16 protein-coding genes and 1 tRNA gene are annotated in these 23,289 nt (G+C 67.1%); 11 read left to right on the top strand and 6 right to left on the bottom strand.

Annotated features, from left to right (window positions below; translation table 11 throughout):
* Nucleotides 1-24 precede the first annotated feature (24 nt).
* On the top strand, nucleotides 25-972 hold the full coding sequence (locus DB30_RS34435) for a ribose-phosphate pyrophosphokinase (RefSeq protein ID WP_052557172.1): 948 nt from the start codon (nucleotides 25-27) through the stop codon (nucleotides 970-972).
* Between the two features lie 1,183 nt (nucleotides 973-2,155).
* Here the strand turns inward: DB30_RS34435 and DB30_RS34430 are convergent.
* Nucleotides 2,156-4,318 (bottom strand): C1 family peptidase, encoded by a 2,163-nt coding sequence (locus DB30_RS34430; protein ID WP_146661922.1) that lies wholly within the window; start codon nucleotides 4,316-4,318, stop codon nucleotides 2,156-2,158.
* Between the two features lie 119 nt (nucleotides 4,319-4,437).
* On the opposite strand from DB30_RS34430, the gene DB30_RS34425 reads away from it, so the two are divergent.
* The 7 genes from DB30_RS34425 (at nucleotide 4,438) to DB30_RS41895 (ending at nucleotide 13,401) form a co-directional block, all read left to right on the top strand.
* Nucleotides 4,438-4,998, top strand: coding sequence for an MYXO-CTERM sorting domain-containing protein (locus tag DB30_RS34425; RefSeq protein ID WP_146661920.1), 561 nt, complete (start codon nucleotides 4,438-4,440; stop codon nucleotides 4,996-4,998).
* A gap of 92 nt (nucleotides 4,999-5,090) precedes the next feature.
* On the top strand, nucleotides 5,091-8,096 hold the full coding sequence (locus DB30_RS34420; protein WP_146661918.1) for a hypothetical protein: 3,006 nt from the start codon (nucleotides 5,091-5,093) through the stop codon (nucleotides 8,094-8,096).
* 64 nt (nucleotides 8,097-8,160) lie between these two features.
* Nucleotides 8,161-10,113 (top strand): HTTM domain-containing protein, encoded by a 1,953-nt coding sequence (locus DB30_RS34415; protein WP_146661916.1) that lies wholly within the window; start codon nucleotides 8,161-8,163, stop codon nucleotides 10,111-10,113.
* 11 nt (nucleotides 10,114-10,124) lie between these two features.
* A complete protein-coding gene (locus tag DB30_RS34410; RefSeq protein ID WP_052557158.1) occupies nucleotides 10,125-10,670 on the top strand; it encodes a hypothetical protein in 546 nt (181 codons plus the stop codon).
* Nucleotides 10,667-11,539: an HTTM domain-containing protein gene (locus DB30_RS34405; RefSeq protein ID WP_052557157.1), complete on the top strand. Its 873-nt coding sequence runs from the start codon at nucleotides 10,667-10,669 to the stop codon at nucleotides 11,537-11,539. Before DB30_RS34410 ends, DB30_RS34405 begins: the two co-directional genes overlap by 4 nt.
* Before the next feature lie 143 nt (nucleotides 11,540-11,682).
* Nucleotides 11,683-12,222 carry an RNA recognition motif domain-containing protein gene (locus DB30_RS43270; protein ID WP_052557155.1) on the top strand — a complete coding sequence of 180 codons (540 nt, stop codon included), beginning with the start codon at nucleotides 11,683-11,685 and terminating at the stop codon, nucleotides 12,220-12,222.
* 105 nt (nucleotides 12,223-12,327) lie between these two features.
* On the top strand, nucleotides 12,328-13,401 hold the full coding sequence (locus tag DB30_RS41895; RefSeq protein WP_146661915.1) for a fibro-slime domain-containing protein: 1,074 nt from the start codon (nucleotides 12,328-12,330) through the stop codon (nucleotides 13,399-13,401).
* Between the two features lie 1,118 nt (nucleotides 13,402-14,519).
* On the opposite strand, the gene omp85 is transcribed toward DB30_RS41895, so the two are convergent.
* The 3 genes from omp85 to DB30_RS34380 form a co-directional block, all read right to left on the bottom strand.
* Nucleotides 14,520-16,010 (bottom strand): Omp85 family outer membrane protein, encoded by a 1,491-nt coding sequence (gene omp85 / locus DB30_RS34390; RefSeq protein WP_052557146.1) that lies wholly within the window; start codon nucleotides 16,008-16,010, stop codon nucleotides 14,520-14,522.
* A 116-nt stretch (nucleotides 16,011-16,126) separates the two neighbouring features.
* Nucleotides 16,127-17,593 carry a pyridoxal phosphate-dependent decarboxylase family protein gene (locus DB30_RS34385; RefSeq protein WP_146661913.1) on the bottom strand — a complete coding sequence of 489 codons (1,467 nt, stop codon included), beginning with the start codon at nucleotides 17,591-17,593 and terminating at the stop codon, nucleotides 16,127-16,129.
* Between the two features lie 48 nt (nucleotides 17,594-17,641).
* Nucleotides 17,642-18,103: a hypothetical protein gene (locus DB30_RS34380; protein WP_146661911.1), complete on the bottom strand. Its 462-nt coding sequence runs from the start codon at nucleotides 18,101-18,103 to the stop codon at nucleotides 17,642-17,644.
* 65 nt (nucleotides 18,104-18,168) lie between these two features.
* Between DB30_RS34380 and DB30_RS34375 the strand changes: the two genes are divergently transcribed.
* Nucleotides 18,169-19,167: a spermidine synthase gene (locus tag DB30_RS34375; RefSeq protein WP_146661909.1), complete on the top strand. Its 999-nt coding sequence runs from the start codon at nucleotides 18,169-18,171 to the stop codon at nucleotides 19,165-19,167.
* Between the two features lie 303 nt (nucleotides 19,168-19,470).
* Here the strand turns inward: DB30_RS34375 and DB30_RS34370 are convergent.
* Nucleotides 19,471-19,544: transfer RNA gene (locus DB30_RS34370), tRNA-Asp, on the bottom strand.
* 112 nt (nucleotides 19,545-19,656) lie between these two features.
* Nucleotides 19,657-20,571, bottom strand: a complete 915-nt coding sequence (locus DB30_RS34365; RefSeq protein WP_052557139.1) for a polyprenyl synthetase family protein — start codon at nucleotides 20,569-20,571, stop codon at nucleotides 19,657-19,659.
* Nucleotides 20,572-20,741: 170 nt separating this feature from the next.
* On the opposite strand from DB30_RS34365, the gene crtD reads away from it, so the two are divergent.
* Complete coding sequence (crtD, locus tag DB30_RS34360; protein WP_338082226.1) at nucleotides 20,742-22,277, top strand: 1-hydroxycarotenoid 3,4-desaturase CrtD; 1,536 nt, start codon at nucleotides 20,742-20,744, stop codon at nucleotides 22,275-22,277.
* Between the two features lie 13 nt (nucleotides 22,278-22,290).
* Nucleotides 22,291-23,283 (top strand): carotenoid 1,2-hydratase, encoded by a 993-nt coding sequence (locus DB30_RS42580; RefSeq protein WP_052557220.1) that lies wholly within the window; start codon nucleotides 22,291-22,293, stop codon nucleotides 23,281-23,283.
* Nucleotides 23,284-23,289 lie beyond the last annotated feature (6 nt).

Genomic DNA, 23,289 nt, shown 5'->3' with positions numbered 1-23,289 from the left:
ACCCCCAGAGTCTGCAGGCGCGCGATGAACCGATTGATCTCCATCTTCGGCGGCAACGCCAGCCCAGCCCTCACCGAGAAGATCTGCAAGTACGTCGGTCTGCCCAAGGGCACCTCCCGCACGTCGCGATTCTCGGACGGCGAGATCTTCGTCGAGATCGGCGAGAACGTACGCGGGGTCAACTGCTTCATCGTGCAGTCGACTTGCTCGCCGCCGAACGACAACTTGATGGAGCTGTTGATCATGATCGACGCCCTCAAGCGCGCGAGCGCGGGCGCGATCGTCGCGATCATGCCCTACTTCGGCTACGCCCGGCAGGATCGCAAGGTCAAGCCGCGCACGCCGATCACCGCCAAGCTCGTCGCGGATCTGCTGACCGCCGCCGGGGCCACGCGGGTGCTCTCGGTCGACCTGCACGCCGGCCAGATCCAGGGCTTCTTCGACATCCCCTTCGACCACCTCTATGCCACGCCGATCCTCCGCGAGGCGTTCGCCGCCGAGGGCCTTGGCGGTGACAACACGGTCGTCGTGTCCCCGGACGCAGGTGGCACCGAGCGCGCCCGCGCCTACTCGAAGTTTCTCGACTGCTCGCTGGCGATCATCGACAAGCGCCGCGACTCGCCCAACGTCTCGCAGGTTCACCACTTGATCGGCGACGTCGAGGGCAAGCGCGCGATCCTGATCGACGACATGATCGACACCGCGGGCACCCTGTGCAACGCAGCCACCGCAGTGATGGAGCACGGCGCCGCCGAGGTCTTCGCGGGGGCGACCCACGGCGTGCTCTCGGGACCCGCGATCGATCGGATCAACGAGTCGGTGCTCAGCCGCGTGTGGGTCACCGACACGATCCCGCAGCACGACAAGGTCTCTCGCTGCGCCAAGCTCGACGTCCTCAGCACAGCCAACCTCGTCGGTGAGGCGATCAAGCGGATCCACCACGGGGATTCTATCTCTAGTTTGTTTGACTAGGGGGTTGGGTGGTTGTTTGCGGAGGTAGTTGAGCCGATGGGGCACCGTGCACGGGCTGCAGACGGTCCCAACCCGGCTAGGTCTACTCCAGTCTCGTGACCCCGCTTCCTCTCGTCTCGCCTCACTGGCCCGACCTCGCTTCTCTTCGTTAATCTCCACGTGCGTAGATACGCCGGGTTGGGACCGTCTGCGGCCTTTGTGCACTCTACTCCTGACGTGGTCATCGCCGATCCGAACACGCGGGGGGGCACTCGTTGAGTGGAGAGGGTGGGCCACTTGTCTTTTTGGGGCCTCAACCACAGCACCTGTCGGTGAGCCTTGGTCGTCGCGAGTCGAGGTCCTTGGTGAGTCGCTGACCAGGTCCGTGAGCCGTCGCTGTGGTCGTGCGGTGCGTGTTCGGTTTTGGGGGGTTGTTCGCGGTGGCTTGCGTGCCGATCGGGCACCGTGCACGGGCTGCAGACGGTCCCAACCCGGCTAGGTCTACTCCAGTCTCGTGACCCCGCTTCCTCTCGTCTCGCCTCACTGGCCCGACCTCGCTTCTCTTCGTTAATCTCCACGTGCGTAGATACGCCGGGTTGGGACCATCTGCGGCCTTTGTGCACTCTACTCCTGACGAGGTCCTCGCCGATCCGAACACGGGGGGGGCACTCGTTGAGTGGAGAGGGTGGGCCACTTGTCTTTTTGGGGCCTCAACCACAGCACCTGTCGGTGAGCCCCCGTCATCGCGAGTCGAGGTCTTCGGTGAGTCACTGACCAGGTCCGTGAGCCATCGTTGTGGTCGTGCGCTGCGTCGGAAAAATGACCGAACACGCACCGCCGGTCGCATGCTCGGAGCGGAGAGATCCCCGCGCTCGACGTCGAGCGCACCAAGGCCGCAGATGGTGTCAACCCGGCGTATCTACGCACGTGGAGATTAGCGAAGAGAAGCTTGGTCGGGCCAGAGAGGCGAGACGAGAGGAAGCGGGGTCACGAGACTGGAGTAGACCGTAGCCGGGTTGCCACCATCTGCAGCCCGTGCGCGGTGTCGCATCGGCACGCAAACCACCGCGAACAACCACCTGCAGCCCGTGCCCCATCGGCACGCAACCCACCGCGAACAACCACCTGCAGCCCAAGCCCGCGCGCCAAAAACAAAACGGCCGCCAAGCGCGAGCAAGGCGGCCGCAGCAGGATCACCCGATCCTCAGTCCCAGGATGAGCAGACCTTGCCCTTGTCCTTGGCAAGCCAAGCGATCGTGTCCTTCGCCGAAGTGATCCAGCTCTTCGGCGCCCCAAGGTCGCCGTAGATCACAACCTCGAACAGCTGGGTGGCGTAGCCACACTCCCCAAGTCCGACGTAGGCCGAGCCAGCCCAGTAGTACACGTAGGGGATCCAGTCGTGCTTGTAGTGCGCGTCGGCGAACTCCGCGAAGTACAGCAGGGCGTCCCAGTAGTTGCCAAGCTCGTGCTCGGCGACGCCCATGAAGTACAGCGCGTAGGGGATGTTCTGATCGTCGGGGTACTGGGCCTTGAACGCGATGAACTGGGCCTTTGCTGCGGCGTAGTCACCACCGGCGAACAGGTCGTAGGCGGCGTCCCACAGGTCGTCCTTGTCCTTGGGCGCGGGTCCACCACCGCCGGCCGAGTCGGCGCCGTTGGGCAGCAGGTGCAGCTCGAACACGTCCATCTCGGTGGCCTCGTAGGCCTTGCCGACGAGCTCGAGGTCCTGGGTCTTCCAGGCGTCCCAGCTGGTGGTGCTCTTGCCCTTGGTCGACTTGGCCCACACGCGCAGCTTCTTGGCTTGCAGCATGAACGGCTTGTGGGTTGGATCGTCGAGGTTGAGCGACTTGCCAGCGGCGATCGTGTAGGTCGAGATCTTGTTCGAGCCGGGCGCGCCCGGGAGCCAGGTGTCGGCGCCGTTGCGCTTGGTGTTCCACTGCACGTAGACCTCGACGTCCTGGCCGCTGTCGTTGGTGACCCGGAAGTTGCGCTCGCTGAAGTTCTGAACGACCGGGCCGTTGTTGCTGTTGTTCTTGGCGTTGGCGTCCTCTTCGACCATGGCCCAGGCGGCGTACTCACCGATCCGGTTGCTGCCGTAGGCGATCCACATGTAGCCGTCCTCGCCCCAGTTGGTGCCCCAGCTGTTGCGCATCAGCCAGGCGCCGCGGTCATCGTCCCAGCCAACGAGCACGACGGCGTGGTTGACGTTGGCGTTGGACTTCTCGTCAAAGGTGCCGCCGCTGTAGGCGATGAACGCGGGCGTTGCAGCGACGGCGGCGGTGATCGCCCCGTACTTGCACATCGCGGACTTGATGTCGGCGACCTTGGGCATGGTGGCGACGGGATCGACCCAGCCCCAGGTCTCGACCTCGTACGCGGTCTTGCCGTTGGCGCTGCACTTGTTGTCGCTGGCTTGGTACGGGACGCTCTGCTCGGTCTGCAGGCCATCTTTGCCGCCGCCAAGCCATTCGTAGATCGGCGTGTACCAACCGCCGTAGCAGCTGCCGCCGCCCGAGCAGCTCAGGGCGTGTTGTTCTGCGAGGTCGGGCTTGGCCCCGTTGATGATCGCGTTGCTGGCCTCGAGGGTCGAGACGGCCGCGAACGCCCAGCAGCTTCCGCACGCGCCCTGGTTGCGGATCGGGCCAAGGCTGTCGCCCCACGAGAACGCGCTGGCGCTTGGCGAGCACATGTCGGCGAAGTCGGTGCCGAGCCCCGCACCACCGCTGCTGCCCGAAGACGAGCCAACCGGCGCACCGAGGCCCCCGGGGAGATCGCTCTTGCTGGCGCGGGCGATCGCGCGGGGCTTGGCTGCCGCCCGCGCGACGCTGCGAACCATGAGGTTGCGACCATCGAGCCGGGCCCGCGCGTCGGCGTTTTGCTTGACCGCCCGCGCGAGTGGTTTGCTGGGGAGCGACAGGCCGGTGAGCTCCGACAGCGGCTTGTCCATTGCCTCGGTGTACGCGACCTCGAAGCTGAGCTTGCGCTTGGAGATGTCCTTGCGCAGGCTCTTGAGCTGCTTGTTGACCTTGCGCGGCGCCTTGGCACCGCGGGCCGAGTAGCGAGCGGCGCGAGCCTTGGTCTGCTTGCTGCTCACGCGCGCGAGCTGGGGCTTGGGCCGGGCCCGCGTGGTCGGGGCCTTGGAGGTTGCGACCCGGCGGTACTTGGTCTTGGTCACCGGCGGCGGCGTGCCGACGCTCGGGGTGACGCGCTTGATCTTCTTGTTCGTGCTGGGGACCGCCCGGGCCGGCGCGGAGGAGCTGGCGTCTTTGGGCGGGGTGGCGCGGGCAGGGGCGCGGCCGGGAGGAGCAAACATGAGGCCCATGCAGAGGGCCGTGAGGGCGGCGGGGGAAGTCCAGGACATGGGCATGGCGGGATGCTACCTGGTCGCTACGACGGCGGCTCGCGGATTTTGTTCGAATCGCCCCGCTGCGGTAGCGTATGGGCGATCATGAGCACCGCGTCGGTGTCCTGATCACGAGCGATCTCATGTCCGGCCACAAGTCTGTCGTCACGCCCTCCACTTCGTTGATCCCCGCGCTGCTGGCCGCGTGTCTGAGCCTTGGCGTGTCGAGCGTGGCTGCGGCTGCTCCGCCCGCGGCCGATGCACGAGACGCCCCCGTCGGCTCGAGCTCGGGGGGCGCCGGACCGGAAGAAGAAGCCTGTGCCGGACGAAGTGTCGGCGACGCGTGTTCGTTGCCCAACCGGCAGCTGGGCACCTGCACAGCCGGGACCTGCAACCGCCTCGACTACTCGGGGGGCTCACCGCCCAAGGCGATCGAGGAGGCCTGCGTGGTGTGTCAGCCTGGGGCCGGTGACCCAGGTCATGGCGGGCCGCCGTCGCTTGGCTCTGGCGGCGCGCCACCGGACAGCGGTGACGGCGGTGATGCGAGTGAGTCAACGCCCGCGGACACCGGCAAGGAGCCCCCAAAGTCATCGAGCCGGTGCCGCGTCACCCCTGACGCTGGGGGACCCGGTGCGCTCGGACTCCTGGGAATCTTGGGGCTGCTCGGCGTCACGCTCAGGCGCCGCCGCCAACCCGGATCGTGAGCCGACGCTCGCGCGCAGATCCGCCAGCGCACCGTTCGGGCCGGTTCTCGACCCGTGGTGAATCGAGCGCGCGTGATAAGTAGACCCCATCCATGTCCATGCTGCTCGCCAAGGCCGAGTACCCGACCGCCCCGCTAGATCTTCAGCTTCAGATCGGGTGGCTCGCGTTGCTGTGCATGACGCTGCTGCTCGTGTGGGCGTGGACCCGGGCCGAGTCGGTCCGCCGCGCTCTGTTCGCGCGCGAGGATCCCCGCCTGTTCGCGCTGTTTCGCATCGGCCTGGGGCTGATCACGATCCAGAACTTCTGGAACCTCAACATGCACTGGCGGATGTTGTGGACGGACGAGGGTCTGTTCACCGCCGACGAGGCGCGCTCGCGGATCGGCCGGGCGGCGCTCTCGGGCTGGAGCGAGGTCGACGGCTTCCTCGACGGCTGGGCGCTGCTCAAATTCTTCTGGGGCAAGCACTCGCTGCTGCTGATCAACAGCGAGCCGCAGTTCGTGCAGCTCTACCTGGGCGTGCTGATCGGCGTGCTGGTGCTGTTCACGATCGGGTTTCGAACCCGGGTCACCGCGGTGCTCGCGTGGCTGCTGATCAACAGCCTCTACAACCGCAACGCCGTGTACCTCGAGGGCCACGACACGGTGTTTCGCTGCATGTGGTTCGTGGTCTTGTTCGCCCGAACCGACGCGGCGTGGAGCGTGGACAACTGGTTTCGGCGCAAGCGCGAAGCCCGGCTGGCCGCGGCGTCTGGCGCCCCCTTCGACTGGCTGCGGCTGCTCGATCGCGCGGGTCACTGGCTGTGGGGCGGGCTGTGGGCCTGGCTGTTTTGTCGGGTCGTCCGCTTTGATCCGCAGGCCGTCTACGTGGCGGTGCTCGCTGGGATCACGACGAGCCTGGTCCTGGGCCTGGTCGAGCGCGAGCACATGCGAGCCAGCGCCACCGGTGCGCGCGCGCCCGCCCGCTTCCAGCTGATCCCAGCGTGGCCGCGCTACCTGTACATCGCCCAGCTGATCTGCATCTACTCGGCGACCGGCTTGTACAAGACCGGCAGCGTGTGGAAGCAGGGCGACGCGCTCTACTACTCGCTGAACATGGACCACTTTTATCGCTTCGAGGTCGCGACCCAGTGGGTCAGCTTGTACCTGGCGACGAACGTGTTCCGCGTGATGACGCTGATCACGCTGTACTGGGAGAAGGCCTTCGCGGTCGTCGCGATTGGGCTGATCCTGCGCTGGCGACACATCCACCGCGACGCGGCTTGGTACAAGGGCATGCAGGCCGTGACGTGGCGCATGTGGCTGGGCCGCGCGGCCTTCGTGGGCGCGTACTTGGTGGTCTACCGGGTGTTGGTGCTGGCCTACCCGTGGTGCCTCGCGCTGCAAAAAGACAAGTCCCCAACGCCGGCCGGCCCGGGGCTGGCCAGCTTGCACGTGGTGTTTGGGGTGGTGATCCCGATCTTGGTGATTGTCTGGCACCTGCTCGGGCGCTGGCCGATCCCAATCGGCAAGGTGCTGGCTCGGCTGTCCAAGCGCATGCCCTCCGCCGTCGTCGAGCAGACGATCGATCAGGAGCTGATCCGCAAGTGGGTGTTCGGTCGGCGGATCTGGCTTGGCATCGGCTGCCTGTTCCACGGGATGCTGCTCGCCACCATGAACATCGGGATGTTCCCCGTGATCATGGTGTGGATGTACGTGGCCTTCTTCGAGGCCCGCCCGGTCCTGATCACCGGTCGCTGGCTGCGGGATCAGCTGCGCAAGTACCGGGCGACCCGGCTGCTGGCGCCGAAGCTGCTCGACGATGCCCTGAGCGACGACCAAGTCGAGACCGCCGAGCAGTCGCTGCGCCGTGATCCTCGGGGTCCATGGTGGTTGGATCCGTGGCTGTTCGTCGTTGGCCCGATCGAGCTGCTGCGCACCCGCGATCGCGCGGCGCTGGTCGCCACGACCACGCGCGGCCGCGCCCGCGGCGGGCGGATCCCCGACGTCGTGGTGTTCGGACTGGCCGCGATCGCGGTCGCGCTGGTGACCATGCGCGGGCTCGAGGCCAAGACCGAAGACAGCGGCAAGGGCACGACCAAGGCGGCCTTCGTGGGCGACGTGCAGTCGCACGAGCGCGAGCAAAAGCGGGCGGAGATCGAGGCTCGCAAAGAGCGGATCGATCGGCTCGGCGACGCGGGCCACTGGTGGGTCTACCTCGGCCTCGCGTGCGCGGCGGCGTCGCATTTTCGGCGGCGGCCGGCGCTCGACACCTTGCCCGAGGATCGCGAACAAGCGCCTGCACCCAAGTCAGCGCCACCCAAGCCCGAACCATCCAAGCCCGAACCGCCCAAGCTCGCCGAGCCCGCGCTGATCGGCGGCACGGTCCTGCGCACGATCGCGCTCGGCTTCATGCTCTACCAGATCGGCGCGATCGGCACGACCTTCATCCCGCGCTACTCGGTCACCCTCGCGTGGCGCAACGAAGCGCACCGGGTGTTCGGTGACTTCGTGCAGGGCACCAACCAGAGCCAGAGCTGGAAGATGTTCGCGCCCAACCCCCCGCGCGGAAACACCTTCATGCGCACGGTGGTGATCGACGCGGACGGCAAGCCGTACCAGGTCGGCAAGGATCACTACACCGAGCGCCCCTACGTGTTTTGGTACAACGACCGCGAGCGCAAGATGCATCGGCGGATGATCGGCAAGAGCAAGTGGTACCTGCGCTACTGGGGCCAGTATCACTGCCGCGACTGGGCCTTCAACAACGAGGGTCAGCTGCCCAAAGAGGTGCGGATCTTCAAGCTCCGCACCAACATCCCGCCGCCCAATGATCTCGCCAAGGCCGGCGTGCCGTCGGATCCGCGCAAGCGCAAGCTCCGGACCGAGCTGATCGAGACCCACACTTGCGACGCTGACGTCGTCACACCGCAGATGAAGCAGCGCCGCGGCTGGCCGCTCACCGATGAAGACCACGCCCGGATCGAGCGGGAGGCCAAGCGGACCGAGGCCGACGCGATCTCGACCCGCAAGCTGTGGACATCCCGCAAGGACTTCGGCGGTGCCTCGCCCGAAGAGAAGAGCAAGCGAGCCGACGACCCCGAGGGAGATGACGAATAGCCGTGAGCCAACGCGTGCGCAATTTTGACCGTCGTTCGAACCCGCGACACCCGCAGGAGCGATCGTGCTGAGTCCATTGTTGCTGGCCAAGCAGCCAGAGGTCGACGTCTCCGCCCACATCGAGGCGACCACGCAGTACATGTGGATCGCGCTGGCGCTGCTGATCGCGTTCTTCCTGCTGCGCCCGGAGCTGTGGCGCCGCCTGTGGTTCCAGCGCATCGACCCACGCGGTCCGGCGCTGGCCCGGATCTTCCTGGGCGCCACCTTGGTCTGGACCTTCCTGGATCTGCTGGTGCTGCAGGGCGAGTGGCTGTTCACGGATCAGGGCCTGCTGCTGACCGACATGGCTCGCAAGAACTACGGCGGCAAGTTGCGCACGCTGTGGGATCCCGAGCATGGCTTCGAGCACTGGTGGGACGTGTTCTTCGTGCTCACGGATCGCTGGTCGGTGCTGTTCATCCGCAGCGATCCGCCCTTCGTGTACTCCATGTTTGGGCTGCTGTTCCTGTTCGGAACCATGATGACGATCGGCCTGTTCACGCGGGTGAGCACGATCCTCAGCTGGCTCTTGATGCTGCAGCTCTACAACTACAACCCGATCTACTACACCGGCGGCGACACGGTGGTCCGGGTGATGATGTTCCTGGGCATGTTCATCGACTGGGGGCAGGCGTACTCGGTCGATGCTTGGCGCAAGCGTCGGCGGGCGATCCTCGGCGGCGCCGAGCAGCTGCCCGCGCCCAAGCGGATCGCGGTGTGGCCGGTCCGCCTGATGATGATCCAGCTCGCGTGCATCTACAGCGCGACGGGCCTGCTCAAGAGCGGCAAGACCTGGGCCAACGGCACCGCGCTGTACTACGCGCTCAACCTCGATCACTTCTATCGGATCCCCGCGTTCACGCTCTACGCGTGGGCCGACAAGCTGTACGTGACGCGGGTGATGACCGTGACCGTGCACTGGTGGGAGTCGCTGTTCCCGCTGGTGTTCCTTGGCGAGCTGCTGCGCGGCGTCGACAAGGATCAGGCGGCCGGCACCTGGGTCGGCCCGGTCCCGCGCTGGACCTTCTACGCGCTGGGGCTCGCGGCCTCGGTGCTCGTGGTCTGGACCGCCCCCACATTGGTTCGGACCGCGCCCTTGTTCCTGCTCGCGGCGATGATCTACGTGGATCGCCGATGGCTGAAAGAGCCGGACAAGTCCGGGACCGACATGGTCTCGTGGACGATCCGCGGGCTCAGCTGGCTGTGCCTGATCGGCTTCGTCGCGATCGGGGCCGTGTTCGCGGATCTGGGGGTGCTCTACTACTTCAACCCGCCCAAGAACGCGCCAGCGTTCCTGCAAAACAAGGACTTGCTGCGCAACGCCGCCTCGGTCGCCACGATCGCGGTGCCGCTGTTCTTGGCGGCCGTGATCCTGATCCTGCGGACCTGGATGCCCCGGGCCTATCGCTTCACCCGCGACTGGCTGTTTGGCAAGCGCCTGTGGCTGACCATGGGCTTCTTGATGCACATCGGCATCGACCTGACGATGAACGTTGGGACCTTCGTGCAGGTGATGATGGCGGTGTACCCGATCTGGCTGGGCGGCGAGGACGTCGACGCGATGTGGCGCTACATCCTGTGGCGCGCCGCCAAGCCCGGTGAGGCCGGGCGCCCAGAGCTGCCAAAGGGCAAGCTGCGTCGGGTCGCGCGGTGGTTTGTCGCGCCGTTCGAGCGGGCCAAGTACCGCGTCCGCCGGCCGGCGTGGGTCTGCGTTCACGGGCCAGCTGAGCCGCAGATCCGCCGCGTCGCGCTGCTGCGTTGTTGGGATCTCGGCGACCGGCTGCGCTTCGAGCTCGACCCGGATCGCAGCAGCGACGCGCTGCTGCTGCGCGCGCCCGACGGCAAGACCAGCTTCGCGGGGGCGCGCGCGGGTCGTGAGCTGATCTCACTGTTCCCAGGGCTGTGGTGGCTGTGGCCGCTGGGCATGTTCCCGGGCGCGGGTCGGGTCGCAACAATGATCCTCCGCCAACGGGTGTAGCGAGCTTTGGCATGAGCACGCGGTGGTCGGGCATCCGGGTGATCGACGCTGTCGCGTTGCTCGGGTTTGGGCTCGCGTGGCTCATCCCCATGGCGTGGGTCGGCTACCTCGGCGGGCCACCCGCAAGCTGGCCGGTCAACTGTCAGGATCTCTACGCGGTCTCGTGCTTGTTTGGCCGGGGCAGCGAGCGCGTGAGCATGTTCTATGTGCAGATCCGCCTCGCGGATCGGCCGGGTTGGTACGACCTCCCCGAGCGCGAGTATTTTCGGCTCGAGCCGTTCGGCCACCGCAACCGCTTCGATCGGTTCATGGCGCGGTTTGGCTACCGCGACGAAGACCACCCGGCCCGCAGCGAGCTCGCGCACTGGATCGCCGCCACGCACCGCGAGCGACACCCTGACGACGCGAGGATCATCGCCGTGCGGTTCTTGTGGGTCGACCACACGATCTCTGCCGAAGCCCCCCCGACGGATCGCTGGCGCAAGCCACCCCGGTCGCAGGCCGGACGGCTGCGGACCTTGGGCGAGCCCGTGATCATCCGCGAGGCCGGCAAGTGAGCGAGCCGGAGCCCGTCACCGCGCGGGCGCTTCGCTGGGCGCTCGGGCCGGTGCCTGCGGTCCGGCTCGAGAGCTTTCGGTGGACGACGACCTTGGCGTTGTTGATCTACACGCTGACGTGGAGCCTGGAAGCCAGCGAGTGGCTGACGCCAGCCGGCTACCACATGAGCGCCGCCGCATCGCGCGGGCTGCAGCTCCCGATCCCGCTGCTGGGGCCGTGGACCCTTGGCGCGTTCTTGCTCGTCTACATTGGCTGCATGGTCGGGATCTTGCTGGATCTGCGCCCGCGGCTGTGCTCGTACGTGGTGTTTGCGGGGCTGCTGTACGTGACCCTCGCAGATCGTCTCTCGGCCTTCTCCATGAACAAGCTGGCCCTCGTCGCGTGGCTGGTGCTGCTGCTCGCGCCTTGGCCCCGCGCGGAGCCCCACCCCGGGACCCCACCCGCCCCCACGCAGCTGCGCTCCGCCTGGCCCGTGCGGATCCTGCAGGCGACCGTGTTGCTGCAGTACGTTGGGGCTGGGATCTGCAAGCTGCGTGGCAACTGGCTGACCAACCCACAGGTGCTGTGGCTGCAGGCGCAGGACATCTACATGACCAAGCTCGCGGCGTGGATGGTCCGCGAGCTCCCGCCTGGGGCGTGGGCGGCACTGCAATACGGCGCGCTGGCGTTCGAGTTGCTGGCGCCGCTGCTCTTGTGTGTGCGTCGTTTGCGACCGATCGGCTTCGCGTGGGGCCTGGCGATGCACACCGGCATCGCCCTGATGATGCACAGGGTCGGGTTGTTCTCGTTCTCGGTGGTCGCCTACTACGTTCTGTTCGTCGACGACGCCCACCTGCTCGGGCTGCGCGAGCGCCTGCGAGCGCGGTGAGATCCGAGGCGCGGGACGGCTCGCATCCGCCGGGGTCCCGAAAAAATTCCTGGCTCCCGCGTAGCCAATGGTTGCCGCTGCGCGGGCGGCTCCGGTACCCTGAGAGCACGGGGCAAAGGACCCCTGGATCGAGAAGCTCGCAGATGTCGACAAAATTGTTCGTCGGCGGCCTCCCTTGGGCGATGGACAACCAGCGCCTGAAGGAAGTGTTTGCTGAATTTGGTGACGTGGAGGACGCCCGCGTCGTGTTGGATCGTGAAACCGGACGCTCACGTGGGTTCGGCTTCGTCACTTTTGCCACGCCAGAGGCCGCTGAGAGCGCAATGGCGCTCAATGGGCAAGACGTGGATGGGCGGCCGATTCGGATCGATCGTGCCCAGGAAAAGCAGCGACCTGGGCGTGGTGGCGGTGGTCGATCGAGTGGCCCGGACCGCGGCTCGAGCCAAGCCGGCGCGGGCCGGGGCGACCGAGACCGCGGCGCAGCACCTGGACGATCGAGGGGCGCCCCACCGGGTGGCGAGGGCGGCCGGCGAGAGTTCGGCGACGACTGGGGTGGGGGCGGCGACCGAGATCGAAGCCGCGGCGGCAAGGGCAAAGGTCGCGGTCGTCGACGCGGGGGTCGTGGCGGCCGCGGGGGCGGTGAAGGCGGCCACGGCGACGGCGGCTTCAACGAGTGGGACTGAGCCCGCCCGGCGTCGACCCCGGCTGACCGGAGGGGCTGCGAAGCCACGCTCGAGCCGAAAGCAATCACAGGCAGCGCACTGCGTGCCGGCGTGGTACGTCAGGGGATGACCTACGCAGGGCATCCAAATTATCGAGTCGTCTGCGCAGCCGCAGTTGCGCTGATCATGGTGGGCTGTGGTGACAGCGGAGTGGGCGACGCTGGCGAGACCAGCGACGAGACCGCCGAGACCGGCACCAGCGACACCACCGACACCAGTCAGCCCGAGACCGGCACCGCGAGCAACACTGGTGACGGTGACGGTGACGGCGACGGCGACGGCGACGGCGATGGTGACCCGGGCGACGGCGACGGCGACGGCGACGGCGATGGCGATGGCGACGGCGACGGCGATGGCGATGGCGACGGTGATGGCGATGGCGATGGCGATGGCGATGGCGATGGCGACGGCGACGGTGATGGCGATGGCGACGGCGACGGTGATGGCGACGGCGACGGCGACGGCGACCTCTGCGGTACGACGATCCATCCGATCTACCGCGACTTCGAGCCGCTCCACGTCGACTTCGGCTGCCACATGTTTGGCAATGGCGCGCGGCCGGGCCTCGTGCTGCCGACGCTAGGGATGGACGCCAAGCCCCAGTACAACCCCAACCCGCCGCCGCCGCCTGGCAACTGGAACGGCTCCAATCCGCAGATCACCAGCGCGAACAGCTTCAGCGATTGGTACAACACCAAAGACGACGTCAACATCGAGATCGGCGGCGAGATCGAGCTCGTCGAGACGATGCCCAACTCCGGCATCTACAGCTACGCCAACGCCATGTTCTACCCCCTGACCGGGATGGGCTTCGGCAACAACGTCACCCCCAACTGGTCCGGCCAGACCTACCCCAACTGGAACGGCGCGTTCACGACCGAGATCCACGTCCAGTTCCAGTACGAGGCTGGCCAGCAATTCACCTACACCGGCGATGACGACGTGTGGGTGTTCATTGACGGGCAGCTGGCGCTCGACATCGGGGGACTGCATGGGGCGGTGATGTCGTCTGTCAACCTCGACGATCTGAACCTGATCGAGGGGGCGTTCTACAACCTCGACGTGTTCCACGCCGAGCGCTGCGGGAGCGGCTCGAACTTCCGCATCGACACCTCCATCTCCTGCATCATGCCTCAGTGATATGACCCCCACATAGGGCTTCGCACTTCGCCGACTGCAGCCGCTTCGCGTCTGGTCGCTTCGCTCCTCGGGGGTGGCTGTTCGCATCCGCATGTGTGGCCCCCTAAGAGGGGGCTCGGGTGGCTTCGGCGGACGTGTACTTACTGGAGGGGAGGTGGGCCTTGGGCGTGGATTTGGTTGGTTGGTTGCGGGGGGTTGCGTGCCGATGGGTCTGCGTGCACGGGCTGCAGACGGTCCCAACCCGGCTAGGTCTACTCCAGTCTCGTGACCCCGCTTCCTCTCGTCTCGCCTCACTGGCCCGACCTCGCTTCTCTTCGTTAATCTCCACGTGCGTAGATACGCCGGGTTGGGACCGTCTGCGGCCTTTGTGCACTCTACTCCTGACAAAGTGTTCGCCGATCCGAACAGGCGGGGGACACTCGTTGAGCGGAGGAGGCGGCCCACTTGTCTTTTTGGGGCGTTAACCACAGCACCTGTCGGTGAGCCCCGGTCGTCGCGAGTCGAGCCCCTCAGTGAGTCGCTGACCAGGTCCGTGAACGTGTCATTGTGGTCGTGCGCTACGTCGCCAATAACGACCGAGCGCGCGCCGCCCGTCGCATGCTCGGAGCGGAGAAATCCCCACGCTCGACGTCGAGCGCACAAAGGCCGCAGATGGTGGCAACCCGGCGTATCTACGCACGTGGAGATTAACGAAGAGAAGAACGGTCGGGCCAGTGAGGCGACTCGAGAGGAAGCGGGGTCACGAGACTGGAGTAGACCTAGGCGGGTTGCCACCATCTGCAGCCCGTGCGCGGTGCCCCATCGGCACCCAACCCACCGCAAACAACCACCCCAAGCCCGAACACGCACCGCCGGTCTCATGCTCGGAGCGGAGAGATCCCCACGCCCGACGTCGAGCGCACAAAGGCCGCAGATGGTGGCAACCCGGCGTATCTACGCACGTGGAGATTAACGAAGAGAAGAACGGTCGGGCCAGTGAGGCGACTCGAGAGGAAGCGGGGTCACGAGACTGGAGTAGACCTAGGCGGGTTGCCACCATCTGCAGCCCGTGCGCGGTGCCCCATCGGCACCCAACCCACCGCAAACAACCACCCAACCCACCCCTCGCACGCTCAAAGTCAGAACATTTGCCCGATGTCGATGTAGAAGCCGAAGTTCTCGTCGGTGGGTGAATAGGCTGGGTCGACTCGAATGACGAGTGTCTCGCCCCAGGTGATCCTCAGGCCTCCGCCAACGCCTACCTTGATGTCCTCGAAGCTTCCGTCGATGTCGAGGCCGTCGAGGGTGCGGGGCTTGTAGTCTGTCCACACGCGGCCGGCGTCGACGAACGCGAGCGCGCCTAGGCCGAAGCGTTGGTTCGAGATGTTGAAGCGGTAGAACATCGAGCGGAGCTCGAGGTTGACCAGGGCTTTTTGCTTCCCGAAGTAGCGCTGGCGGGGGACCCCGCGGATGGACCAACTTCCGCCTGGGCCGTCGCGTTGGACCAGCACGCCAAACTGGCCAAGCTCGTAGAGCGGTGGCTTGCCGACCAGGTAGTCCAGGGCGCCACGGGTCGCGAGGACCAGGTACTCGCCGTACAGCGGGACGAACACGGCCGTGCCCAAGAACAGCTGGCCGAAGGTCAGGCCCTGATCCACCCCGGGGGAGAAGCGACCCGAGAGCTCGGTGAAGGAGCCGCGGGTGGGGACGAATTCGTGGTCCCGCGTGTCGTAGAGCAGCCCCAGGTTGAGGGTCCAGACGGCGTGGTTGCGGGTCCCGTGCAGTAGATCCCGCAGGGTGTCGCCGTCGTCGCTGTCGGTCTGCGAGAGCTCGAGATCTTCGCTGAGCTTGGTGTCGGGGTAGGGGTTGATCACGTTGTAGGCGAACGAGGTCCCGACCAACGCCTCGAGTCGCTGCTTGTGCTCGACCGCGCCAGCGACCCCGCGGTAGGCGTGGGGCGGGCAGCGCTCGCTTCGCTTGGGACCACACGGCCGCCGGGCGTCCGCGCCGACGCGGGAGCGATCCCACAAGATCAAGCGCGTGTTGAAGTCGAGCATCGGGTAGATGCGGTCGTACTGGTGATAGCGCCGCGCCGCCGCGAAGCCGTCGGGATCCGCGTCGGGGTCGATGTCCTCCCACGGCGCGAGCGCCTGGGTGGCGTTGCCGATCCCATGCCAGCCGTGGTTGGTGAACCGGCGAAACCGAAGCTGCGTGTTGATGCGCAGCCGACCGCCCCACAGCCCGGGGAAGTCGGCCTTGATGTAATCATCGTGGAACGGCAAGCGCAGGCCCACGCCGGGGGTGTTCTTGACCGTCGCGTTGAGCAGGATCTCCAGGCGCCAGCGGAACGGCTGATAGTCCGGGTGGAACTTGGCCAAGGTCACCAAGGCGCCAAAGCCCAGGCCAAGATCAATGTCGTAGGAGACCGCCGGGAGCACCCCGGACTCGAGTCGGTTCGGATCGTCTGCGGCCCGGCGCTGCTTCTTGCGCTTGTTCTTGCGCTTGCCGGATTCGGCCTGCTCCGCTTTTGGGTCCGCTGCGGCTGCCGGCTCTGCGACGGGCGCGGGCGCGGGCGCGGGCTCGGGCGGCGCCCAGCACAGCCACGCCGCGAGCGCGACGGCGACACTCAAGCTCGCCCCGCGTGCGAGGGCTCGCGCTGGCTCGGGTCCGACACGGTGGTCAGTGTCGCGTCACTCGTCGCCCGTGACCACGAAAAACTCGGCCCCGTGCGCCCGGCTGCCAGCCGTCACGCGCCAGTGAACAGCTCGTTCATGAACTCGGTGAGCAGTCGCGCGCGAAACTGGGGCTCGAGGGCGTCGAGGATCTCGTTGATCTCGGCGCCGATCTTGGGTGCCCCGCCGCCCGCGACCCCGGCCATCGCCATCAGCTGGCGCAGGGTCTGATCGTCCATGGTCGCGACATCGACCTCGGCCAGGGCCGAGAGCACACCCGCGACCAACGGGGACGGCTTGCTGTCGCGCACGACCTCGACGCAGGCGGCGATGTCCTCGAGCAGCGCATCGATCCACGGCAGGTTGGCGGGGTTGATGCACAGGTGGATGTTCGCTGGCGAGTTGCCGTAGCTCAGCTGCACTTGCACGTACCAGCCACGGGCGTTGATCGCCTCGGCCAAGCGAAAGATCGGGATCGTGTCGGACGAGATCGCCACATGGCTCATGTCGCTGCGCCCGAGCAAGCGCAGCTGCGGGTGGTCGTCGACGAACTTCATGACCTTGTCGGTCGCCGCGAGCACGTGCTTGGCGATGTCCAGATAGCCGGACTGGCCGAAGAAATTCAGCACCGCCCACGCCGCGGCCACGGGACCGCCCGACTTGCTCGACTGCACCGTGGCGTTGGAGATCGTGTAGCCGGTCCAGGTCGCGCAGGTGAAGATCTGGTGCTTGCGCAGCTGCTTGTTGCGATACAGCACGACCGAGGCGCCCTTGGCCGCGAACGCGTACTTGTGCAGGTCCATCGAGATCGAGCTGACGCCGGGAACGCTGAAGTCGAAATCGGGGATCTCGCGGCCGAGCTGGGCAAAGTAAGGCAGCAAGAAGCCGCCCATGCAGCCGTCGACGTGCAGCCACAGATCGTGTTCGCGGGCGACCTCGGCCAGCGCGGGGATCGGATCCACGACGCAGTGGGCGTAGGACACCGCCGAGCCAACCAGCATGATCGTGTGCTCGTCGATCGCCGCGCGGACCTGCTCGGCGTCCACTCGAAAGCTGTCGGGATCGACCTCGACCAGCACGACCTCGACGTCGAGGTAGTGCGCGGCCTTGTGAAACGCCGCGTGGGCGGTCGTCGGCAGGATGATCTTGGGTCGTTGGGCCGAGCGCGCGAGCTCGGGCCGGCGCGACCGCGCCCAGTCGCGCGCGCTCTTGACCGCCAAGATGATGCTCTCGGTGCCGCCGCTGGTGAAGTTGCCGACGACCTGCTCATCGCCTCGCAGGTGGCTCGCGGCCATCGCCACGACCTCTTTCTCGAACTTCAGGAGGCTGGGGAACGCCGTCGGATCCAGCCCGTTCTCGCTCAAGTAGGCGGTGTACGCCTGCTTGATCACCGCCTCGGCCTGCTCGCCGGGGTCGAAGATGTAGGCCAGGACCTTGCCGGAGCGCCAGTCTAGATCAGCCTCGCGGTACTGCTCGATGCGTTGACCGATCTCGGCGGCGGACAGACCTTCGGCGGGAAGTGACAAGCGTGCGTGGGCCATACCGGCACCTTAATACACCGAGCGGGGCGCCACGAATCACTTCGTCGTTCACTTCGTCGTTCGCTTGTCGAGGCTGGCGAACCCGGCCAGGGCGATCAGCACCACCGTCAACGCGGCGAGCGTGGCCTCGTGGACCATCCACAGCTGCTCGGCCCCGTCGATCCGGGCCTGAGGCCGCATAGCGACCAGATCCACGCGACTCCACGCCTCGTGTGCGCGCGGCAGCACGCCGAGCCGATCGATCGCAGCGATGCCCGTCGCTAGCAGCGCCAGCGTCGTTCCTGCGTTGTGCCGCAGCCAATGCTTGGCGACGGCGGTCAGCACCACGCACGCCGCGAGCGCGAGCTCGGCGGTGCGCAGACTCAGCGGCTGGGCCAACGCCCGCGCAAGATTCGCGTCGACCAGCGTGGTGTCAGCCTGCAGCCCCGGCACCAACAGCAGGTGCCCGAGCACGATCGAGCCCAGCGCCAGGCCCAGCGCCAGCATGCCGATGAGTGCAGTGGGTCGCACTCGAGCATCCAGCCTGTTTCTGCCGCGACGCGCAAGTTTTTGGCGACGGCGGGTATGCTTGGGCGATGTCGCGTCACGCTCAGCCACTCGAAGATCGAGAGCTCACCCGCCGCGCCTGGTTGCGCGGTGGGTTGCGCGGCGGGCTGTCGACGGCGCTGTTGGCCCCGCTGCTGGGCTGGCCCCGCAAGGCGCTCGCGGCCGAAGAGAAGCTGCTCGAGCAGGCGACCAGCGAATACAACACGATCATGGTGACCGAGCGCGGCTCGATCCGAACCATGTACTTCGTGGTCGATGGGACCCGCTACATCGAGTCCCGCAAGGACATGGACCACCCCAACAGCCTCGACCTCGACTACTCGCGCACGATGATGGCCGGGTTCTTGGTCCAGCCGGGGCCCAAGCGCTTCATGATGATGGGGCTCGGCGGCGGGCAGATCTCGAACTACCTGTTCGAGCGCTTCCCCGAACTCGAGATCGACGCGGTCGACATCGACCCCGAGGTCGTCCGCCTCGCGCACCAGTACTTCGACGTGCCCAAGCACCCGCGCTACCGCACCCACGTTGGCGACGGTCGGCTGTTCATCGAGAACGCCAAGCAGCCATGGGACCAGATCATGCTCGACGCGTTCCGGGGCGTGTTCGTGCCCTACCACCTCAAGACCCGCGAGGCCTACGCCGCGTGCCTCGCCAAGCTGACGCCGACCGGCGTGGTGGTTGCCAACCTTCACAACCTCACACGCATGTATCCGCATGATCGGCAGACGCTCGCGGCTGTGTTCCCGCACCGCTACTCGTTCGTGTCCGAGAGCGGCAACCAGACCACCTTCGTGGCCTCGGCCTCACCCGAGCGCGTCGGCACCTACGAGATCCGCAGCAACGCCCGCGCCGTCGCAGATCGGTTCGACTTCGACACCCTTGGCCTGACCGCGCGCTACTACATGCGGACAGACTGGGACACGGAGGCGGCGATGCTGACCGACGACTTCGACCCCGCGGAGCTCGAGTCGGCGGCCCAGCGTCACAACACCACCTGCATCGCCGGCTGTGCCTATCCGGCTGGATGACTTCGCCGACTCGAAGCCACCGGACGCGCGAACGGCAGCAGTCGGCGAAGCACCCGTACACGTCCGCCGAAGCCGCCCGAGCCCCCTTCCAGGGGGCCACACATGCGCCCGCATACAGCCAGCCCGTCGGGAGCGAGCGCAGCGAGTGACCTGCGTAGTGCGAAAGCGGCTGTGGGGGTAAAAAGGAGAGCCCCCTTCCAGGGGGCCACACATGCGACCGCGAACAGCCAGCCCTGGCGAAGTCCAAAGTGTATGTGGGGGTAAAAAGAAGAAGCCCTGAACGTTACCGTTCAGGGCTTCTTGCGGGGCGGACGGGACTCGAACCCGCGACCTTCGGCGTGACAGGCCGACGTTATAACCGACTTAACTACCGCCCCTCAGGTCTTGTTGGAGCCGGGATTCTGTTGGATGGCCCGCGCCATGTCAAGCTTCGATCGCCGTCGAAATTTAACTCGCGCTTGGTGGCTCACTCACATGCGGGCTCGAGCGTCACGCACGCAGATCTGCGAGCGGCTTGCCGTTCGCGCTGGGGCCATGAACCCGCACAGCCCGCGGGTACAAGCGGGCGCCGAAGCCCTCCACCCAGTTGATCACTTGCTCCGGTCGAGCGCAGCTGGGCATGGACTCGATCGCTTGATCGAGCAGGGCACGCAGACGCTCGAGGGCGCCGTCGATGCCAAGGGTCAAGCAGGCGTTGGGGCGATCGTGAGCCATGTCCTGGCCGACCGGCTTCCCGAGGCTGGTCTCGTCGTCGAGGGTGTCGCGCAGATCATCGGCGACCTGGTAGGCCTCGCCCAGCCGCGCGCCGAACTTGCCCCATGACTCCGTGAGGCTCGCGCCCGCCCCGGACACCAAGGCCCCCGCCCGCGCGCCCGCTTCGAACAGCGCGCCGGTCTTGGCTTTGTGGTAGGTCCGCAGGCCCACGCTCTGCTCGGACTCCCACGCTTGACCGGCCACCAAGCCACCGCCTGCACCGACCCCGCGCGCGACGCAACGGACCAGCCGAGGCACCAACACGGGCGACAAGCGGGCGCTGGCGATGACTTCAAACGCGAGCACGATCAGCGCGTCACCCGTGAGCACCGCGAGCTCCTCGCCAAACGCCGCGTGCACCGAGGGCCGACCCCGCCGGACCGCGGCGTCGTCGAAACAGGGCAGATCGTCATGAACCAGGGATCCGCAGTGCAACAGCTCGATCGCGGCCGCCACGTCGGCTTGGGCGTCGAGCTGCGAGTCGGCGCCGCAGGCAGCCGCGACGCTCAGACACAGGTGGGGACGCAGACGGGCGCCGCCCGGAAACACAGCGTGGCGGATCGCGGCGCGCAGGGCTGGAGGTGTCGCAGGCGACTCGCAGTGCCGAAGGGCCCGCTTGAGGGCCATCTCGATCTGCTCCGAGCTGTGCATCTCGCAGCCAGCCTGACCGGGCGTACAACCTTTGTCAATCTGAGGGCGACGTTCGTTCAAACCCTGGACACCCTTACTCGCGAGTGGTTACGGTCGAGGCTGAGGCCTGGTGATCGGGAGGTCAGGAGGTCAGAAGGGCCGCGGGAGGCTGGCATGAGCCGGACCCACGTATGGGTGGCATGAGCGCGCCGGGCACTGTAGCAGAGAATCGAGCGGTCGTCGTCATCGGTGGGGGCGTCGGCGGATTGTCGGCGGCAATTCAAGCGGCGGCACTTGGTTGCGAGGTGACGCTGCTCGAGCGGGGTGACCGTGTGGGCGGAAAGCTGCGCGAGCTGGCGGTCGCCGGCCAAGCCATTGATTCGGGCCCAACTGTGGTGACGATGCGGTGGGCTTTTGACCAGTTGTTTGGCGCAGCTGGCCGGCAGCTGGCCGACTACGTCGACCTGATCCCGCTCGAGGTCCTGGCCCGTCACGCGTGGCCCGACGGCGCCCGGCTGGATCTATTCGCACAGCTCGAGGCGACTGCGAGCGCGATCACGAGCTTGTCCGGGAGCGACGACGCGGCCGGGTATCGGCGCTTTTGCGCCCACACCGAGCGCATCTACAAGATCGTCGAGCAGCCATTTTTGCGGTCCGAGCGACCCAGCATGTCGTCGATCGTGACCGCGAAGGGGTTGCGGGGGGCGCTGGAGTTCGCCGGGATCGACTGGCACCGCTCCATGTGGCGGGCGCTGTCGAGCTTCTTCGCCGATCCCCGGTTGCGCCAGCTGTTCGGCCGCTACGCGACCTACTATGGCTCGTCCCCGTTTCGCTGCCCGGCGACGCTGAACTTGATCGCGCACGTCGAGCGCGCGGGCGTGTGGCGAATTGGCGGCGGCATGTATCGGCTCGCCGAGGCGCTGGCCAAGCTCGCGACGGAGCTCGGGGTGACGCTGCGCACCGGCTGCGAGGTCAGCCGTGTGATCGTCGCAGATCGGCGCGCGGTCGGGGTCGAGCTGGCTTCGAGTGAGCGCATCACGGCCGACGCGGTCGTGGTCAACGCGGCCCCCCAAGCCCTGGATGAAGGTCGGCTCGGCGCCGAGCTGCGCGGCTGCGTCAACTACGAGCGGGGTGCGGCGCGATCGCTCTCGGCGGTGACCTGGTCAGCGTGGGCGCGCACCCGCGGGTTTCCGCTGGCCCACCACAACGTGTTCTTTTCGGCGGACTACGCCGCAGAGTTTCAAGCGCTCGAGCGCGGCGAGCTGATCGACGACCCAACAGTCTACGTGTGCGCGCAAGATCGCCTGGACGGGATCGCCCCGCTCGACGCCACGCCAGACTGGTCCGCGCCCGAACGTCTGCTGATCCTGGTCAACGCGCCCCCCCGCGGTGACGAAGATCCCTGGTCTTCCGCGGAGCTCGACGCGCTCGAGCAGCGTAGCTTCGCGGTGCTGCGCGCGGCCGGGCTCGAGGTCGAGATCATCGAGCAGGTACGGACCAGCCCGACCCAGTTCGAGCGCTTGTTCCCAGCCACCGGCGGGGCGCTGTATGGGTTTTCGACCCACGCCATGATGGCCCCGTTTCGGCGACCACGCGCGCGCGCCAACATCGAGCGCTTGTATCTGGCGGGCGGCGGCGCCCACCCTGGCGCGGGGATCCCGATGGTCTGCCTGAGCGGGCAGATCGCCGGGCGAGCCGTCGCCGCCGACCTGGGCCTGAGTGCGTGAGGGAGTGAGCTCGATGACTCCAGATCCAACGCCGCTGCGCTTCGACACCCCGATCGTCCCGGGCGGCTACGCGTGGTGGTACCTCGACGGCGTCTCTGACGACGGGGCGCTGGGCTTCACGATCATCTTGTTTATCGGCTCGGTGTTCTCGCCACGCTATGCGCGGGCGCGGGCGCGGGCGCGGGCACGGGCGCAGCCGGCGAACCCGGAGCAACACTGCGCGGTCAACCTCGCGATCTACGCGACCGAGCAAGCCACGCGTGTGTGGGCGCTCAACGAACACGCCAGCTTCGCCCGCGACGCCAAGCAGCTGCGGATCGGCGCCAGCACGATCCATTGGCAGGACGACGGCGCGCTCGTGGTCGAGCTCGACGAGCGACAAACAAAATTTTTCGGCCGCCGCGGCGCCCCGTTGCGCGGCCGGGTCCGGCTGCGCCCGGCCGCGATGTTTGGTCCCCGCGTCGAGCTGGATCACTGGCGCGCGCAGCCCCGCCATCGCTGGTACCCGGTCGCCCCGCACGCCCGCGTGGACTTCGAGCTCGACGAGCCCGCTATGTCGTTCTCGGGGTCGGGCTATCACGACGTCAACGAGGGCGACGAGCCGCTCGAGGCCGCGTTCGACTCGTGGACCTGGTCTCGCTGCGAGCTCGATCGCAACAGCGTGATCACCTATGACGTCGTCGATCCAGCCGGGGTCGCGCACGCTCGGGCGTGGCGCTTCGACCCCAGCGGCTCCACCCCAACGATCGAGTCGATCCCCGACGCCGCGTTTGGCCCAGCCCACCCGCTGGCGACCACCCGCTGGGGGGTCGCCCGATCGATCCGCAGCGACCCCGGCCACACGCCCCGGCTGCTGCGGACCCTCGAGGACACCCCGTTTTACTCGCGCAACCTGGTCGAGGTGAAGATCGGCGGCCGCGCTGCCACGGCCGTGCACGAGTCGCTCTCGCTGCGGCGCTTCGCGTCCGCGTGGGTCCGCGGGTTGCTGCCGTTCAAGATCTCCTGAGCTGTG

The sequence above is a fragment of the Enhygromyxa salina genome (assembly GCF_000737335.2).
GTDB lineage: Bacteria > Myxococcota_A > Polyangia > Nannocystales > Nannocystaceae > Plesiocystis > Plesiocystis salina_C.
Note: the sequence above shows the minus strand (reverse complement) of the source record. Positions and strands in the feature narration are given on the sequence as shown.